Genomic DNA, 4,578 nt, shown 5'->3' with positions numbered 1-4,578 from the left:
ACGAGACCATCATGCTCGAGGTCTCGTGCCCGCGATCGCCGGGTCAGCGATATTCGGCCAGCCGCGGCCGTACCCCGGCGAGGACCAGCACCGCGAACAGCGCCGCCGCCGCGTAGGGCAGCCAGTTGTCCCATCCCGACAGGTGGTTCTCGCTGCGGGTGATCGCGGTGTCGAACGCCTTCTGATTGATCTCGATGGTGTCCTGCAGGGTCTTGTCGTAGGCCGCGAAGTGGTCGTTGGACCCGCCCGTGTCCAGGGCGATGGCGGCGCGCAGGTCGGTGCCCGCCAGCGCGCGCAGGGTCTTGTCGTCGCTCTGATACGCCTGGAAGGCGACGAGGGTCTGCTCGGCGGCCGCACCCTCCCCGGGGAAGGTGACGTTGCGCAACTCCTGGCCGAACAGGGAGTTCGGGTCCGCGCTCGGTTTCGGGTTCGGGGCGTTCTTGTCGATGCGGCCCGTCGGATCCTCGACCCCGGTTTTCTGGGTCCCCACCAGCTGTTGCGTCTTGTCGTTGTAGCTCTGCGTATAACTCGGCACATGTGTCGGGTCGAGCAGGAACCGGCTCTCGTCGGCATTGGCGTCGTAGCTGAGCGCGCGCGCCTGCCGCAGCGACAGCAGCGAGTCGAAGGCGTCGTGCTTGGCGATCGTGAGCTCGTGCGCCGCAGCGGCATTCGCGATGTACCCGCTCAGCAGCAGGGCCGCCGCGAGGACGGTGGTGGCGGCGAGGGCCGGATTGACCCGCCGGCGCAAGGTCACCCGCATCAGGTACTGCAGCCCGATCAGTGTGGCCAGCAACAGCATTCCGAGCACCACGATGCGGATGCGCGCGGCGACGCTGGTGTGCTCGCTGTCCTGGTACGCCCGGGTCAGCACCGCGTGGTTGGTGTCGGCCAGCTGCTGTGCCCGCGACAGCAGGTCCGGCACCATGCCGGTGGCGGCCCGGTAGGCGGTCAGGGTCCGCGCCGACGGCTGCCCGGCCGCCCCTTTGTCGAGATCGGCGAGCTGAAAGGTGTCCGCGGCCAGCGCCTGGTACTGCCCGAACCGGTCGAGCAGTTCGCGGATCTGCCCGGCGGCCTGGTCGTCGGTGGCGATGGTCATGGCCTGCTGCAGGTCGCCGTCGGCCTGCGCGCGCCGCTGGTCGTAGACGCTCAGCGCGTTCTTGCGCACCTTGGCCAGGCTCGAATCGTCCCCGGCCAGCAGCACATTCGCCAGCTGGGCGTCCATGTCGGCGAGGGTGAAGTACAGGTCCTCGGTGGCGGTCACGGTCGGCGCGGTGTGCCCGCCGATGACCTGGACGCCGTGCCGGGTGGAGCGCGCGTCGGCGGCCATGACCAGGGCGGTCACCACCGTGACGAGCACCGCCGCCACCGCCAGCAGCCGGATCCAGCCCGGTGTGTCCGCCCGGGTCGGCAGCAGCGCGCGGACCCGGGCGAGCGGGCCGGGGGTGGTCTCGGGGCGGGGAGCCGGGGGACGGGTGAGCATCGTCGTCATGACGCGGAGTCCTGCTTCACGGTGAGGGTGGTCCACGCGCCCAGGTGAATCCGGTCGCCGGAGCACACCGGCACCGCCTGCCCGCGCGGGATGGGATCGGCGGCCGCGTTCACGCGGGTGCCGTTGGTGGAGCCGAGATCGATGATGGCCCAGCGGTTCTCGGGCTGGGCGACGAACAGCACGTGCAGATGCGAGATGCCGGGATCCTGCGGCGGCCCGGCGAGGTCGATCTCCGGGGCGATGCCCTTGGACGCGCTGAAGCGTCCCACCCGCACCTGCGCGCCGCCGAGCGCGAAGACGCGTTCGGGGCAGTAGGCCGGGAACTCGACGTCGTCGTCCTCGGCCCGCATGCTCTCGAAGTAGTCGCGGTCGGCGAAAACGGTGGCGGTCCAGCGATATTCGGGAGCCGAGTAGACCGGCGCGACCACCGTCGGGGGCGCGACCGGCGTCGCGGGTCCGGATCCGGCGACGAAGTCGTAGCTGCAGCCCTCGCAGAACCGTCCGGTCTGCGGCTCCCCGCACACCGGGCAGGGCGCGCCCACGGGTTCCGGTGCGGGCGTGGGCTTCGCGGCCGCGCCCATGAGCAGCCCGCACACATCGCAGTAGTCGGTGGATGCCGAATCGTGTCCGGCGGGACAGGTCTGCATGCCGATCACCGCTTGTGGACGCGAGAGGTCTTGGTGGACCGGGTGTCCAGGGTCATCTCGGCGGCCTTGGCCACCGCGGACTTGAGTCGCACGGTGCCGGTGCGGGCGTCGAGCACATCCACCACGCCCTCGAGCAGCTTGGCGGTGTCCTGGTTGCCGGAGGCCGCGGCGATCTGCACCGCGCGACCCAATTTCTTGGTGGCCGTGTCGAGATCGCCGTCGCGGCGCGCGGCCAGCCCCTCCTGGATGACGCCCGCCAGTTCGGCCTGCCCGGTGTAGTGCGCCACCTCCGGGCTGATCTTGCTGGACTGCGCCGCATCGTCGGTCCACACGGCCTTGATCAAGCCCTGGCCGAGCACCTCGTCCCCGCGCACCAGGCTCACCCGCCCAGCGAGCATGACGTCCCCGAGCCCGCCCGGCGCGACCTCGAGGCACACGTGGTAGTCGCGGCTCTCCGCCCCGCCCCACGCGCCGGTCGGGTATTCGCCGGTCTGCGTGGAGGTTTCGGTGCGCCGCCCGGTCAGATCGAGCAGGTCGGGCGCGACCTGCTTGACGAATCGCACGGTCGCCCCGCGCGGCGTCCACAGCCGCAGCGACACATCCGCGACGGTCTTTCCCATGGCGGCGGTGGTCATGGCTTGGAAGTCGGCGACCAGATCGCGCGGATCGGCGACGATGTCGACGGTGCCCAGCAGCGCGCTGGACACTTTGCGCAGTTCGGCCACTTCCCAGTCGGTGCCCACACCACGGCAGTCGCACACGTAAACCCCGGTGCTGGCGGCGATCTCGGCCGCCAACTGTTGGGGCGTCTCGTGCTCGTCGCGACCGTCGGTGAGCAGGATGGCATGCCGCAGCCCGCCGCGATCCCCGAACAGCTGCCGCGCCAACCGCAGCCAGTTGCCGATGGCGGTGCCGCCGCCCGCGCGCAGATTCTGCACGGCGGCAATGGCATTGGCCTTGTGCTGCGGTGTCGCGGTGATCAGCGACGGGGTCACCGGGTACACCATGCGGGCCACGTCGGTGCCCGCCACCACGGCGAACTCCACCCCGTCGCGCACCGCGGAAATGGCCGCGGCGGTGGCGTTCTTGGCTGCGGTGAGCTTGCCGTAAGCGTGATCCATGCTGCCCGAGCAGTCGACGATGATCACCTCGGCCGCGCCGCCCGCAGCCCGCGGCACGCCGCCGCCGGTGGCGGTCACGGTGACCACCGCGTCGACCCGGCCGGCCCCGGCGGGCAGGTACTCGTTCTGGAAGGTGTCGATGTGGAAACCCAAGGGGTCGTTCATGATCAGTGGCTCCTCGAGGTCACGGGAAGCGGCGCGAGCGCCACGGTGATGTTGTCGGCGCCGCCCGCGGCCAGGGCCAGATCCGCCAGCTGATGGGCGGTGGCCAGGGGAGCCGTGCGGGCTTGCGGCAGGGCGAGTTCGGTGAGGGCGTCCGCGCCGGGGAAGTAGTTCCACAGGCCGTCGCTGCAGACCAGCACCACGCCCGGTCCGTCCGGAACGAACGTGCGGACATGGGGTTCGATGCTGTCGGCGTCGGCCCCGAGCCAGGCGGTGAGCGTGTGCGCATCCGGCATGGACATGGCGGTCGCCTCCTCCACGCCCAGCGCCACCAGCCCGGCCGCGACGGAATCGTCCGTGCTCAGTTTGCGCGCCGCGGCGGCCGACGGCTCACCACTCAGCCAGTACGCGCGGCTGTCGCCGATGGAGCCGGTGGTGACCGCGCTCGCCGTGATCACCGCGGAGACGATGGTGCACGACGGTGTACGTTCACCGCGGTCGCCCAGGGCGGCAACGGCATCCGCTGCCGCCCCGATGGCCAGTATGGTGGCGGCTTCCGCGCCCAGCCCCCCGGTCAGCTCGGCGGCGAGCCGATCGGCGGCGGTCGTGGCGGCTCGCGTAGCAGCGTCGTCGGCGTGATCGGAACTGGATACGCCGTCGCACACCACGAGGATTCGAGTCCCGGAATCCTCCAGTACTCGCAGCGCCATGGCATCTTCGTTGTGCGCGTGCCGTTTTCCCCGATCGCTGACGGCCGCGACCACGCCCAGGTCGAGGTCGCGCCGGTCCGCGACGGGCGGCTCCATGGCCACCAGCGGCGCGCCGCAGTCCTCGCAGAACCGGTCTCCGGCGGTGAACGCCGCACCGCATGCCGGGCACACGCCGGTCTCCTCCGCTGTCGCAGTCATTGCCCCTCGCATGCCCGTCACACCCAGCTCAGCGGTCGAATCGCATTGGCGCGGTTGACCAGGTCGCGCCGCGTCAGCTTGTCGGGCGCGAGCCGCGCCAGCGCCCGGTACTGCGCTTCCAGCCCCGTCCGCAGGTCCTGATCGGTGAAGCGGCAGCCCAGCACCGTCGCGCCCGCCTGAACGGGTTGCGCCGCCGCGAACGCGCGCGCCGCGTCGAGCACGGCGATCGCCTGCCACGCTTTGTGCTCGGG

At 71.2% G+C, this 4,578-nt stretch carries 5 protein-coding genes; all 5 read right to left on the bottom strand.

Annotated features, from left to right (window positions below; genetic code table 11):
* Positions 1-43 precede the first annotated feature (43 nt).
* The gene (locus ACWELQ_RS38775) at positions 44-1,489 is read right to left on the bottom strand and encodes a hypothetical protein (protein ID WP_452401988.1); all 1,446 of its coding nucleotides are present in this window, start codon (positions 1,487-1,489) and stop codon (positions 44-46) included.
* The gene (locus tag ACWELQ_RS38770) at positions 1,486-2,136 is read right to left on the bottom strand and encodes an FHA domain-containing protein (protein WP_452401987.1); all 651 of its coding nucleotides are present in this window, start codon (positions 2,134-2,136) and stop codon (positions 1,486-1,488) included. Before ACWELQ_RS38770 ends, ACWELQ_RS38775 begins: the two co-directional genes overlap by 4 nt.
* A 5-nt stretch (positions 2,137-2,141) precedes the next feature.
* Entirely contained in the window at positions 2,142-3,422 is a 1,281-nt protein-coding gene (locus ACWELQ_RS38765; RefSeq protein ID WP_452401986.1) for a VWA domain-containing protein, read from the bottom strand.
* A 2-nt stretch (positions 3,423-3,424) separates the two neighbouring features.
* Positions 3,425-4,327, bottom strand: coding sequence for a protein phosphatase 2C domain-containing protein (locus ACWELQ_RS38760; RefSeq protein WP_452401985.1), 903 nt, complete (start codon positions 4,325-4,327; stop codon positions 3,425-3,427).
* 17 nt (positions 4,328-4,344) lie between these two features.
* Positions 4,345-4,578, bottom strand: a 234-nt coding sequence (locus tag ACWELQ_RS38755; RefSeq protein WP_452401984.1) for a tetratricopeptide repeat protein, incomplete at its 5' end; no start/stop codon positions are given.

Source organism: Nocardia sp. NPDC004722 (assembly GCF_053601505.1).
The sequence above is the reverse complement of the archived record's forward strand: the minus strand, read 5'-3'. Positions and strand labels throughout refer to the sequence as shown.

Bases quoted from the DNA above. Each gene is read 5' to 3' on its own strand.
- ACWELQ_RS38775 (WP_452401988.1), bottom strand. From the start codon at position 1,489: ATGACGACGATGCTCACCCGTCCCCCGGCTCCCCGCCCCGAGACCACC.
- ACWELQ_RS38770 (WP_452401987.1), bottom strand. From the start codon at position 2,136: ATGCAGACCTGTCCCGCCGGACACGATTCGGCATCCACCGACTACTGC.
- ACWELQ_RS38765 (WP_452401986.1), bottom strand. From the start codon at position 3,422: ATGAACGACCCCTTGGGTTTCCACATCGACACCTTCCAGAACGAGTAC.
- ACWELQ_RS38760 (WP_452401985.1), bottom strand. From the start codon at position 4,327: ATGACTGCGACAGCGGAGGAGACCGGCGTGTGCCCGGCATGCGGTGCG.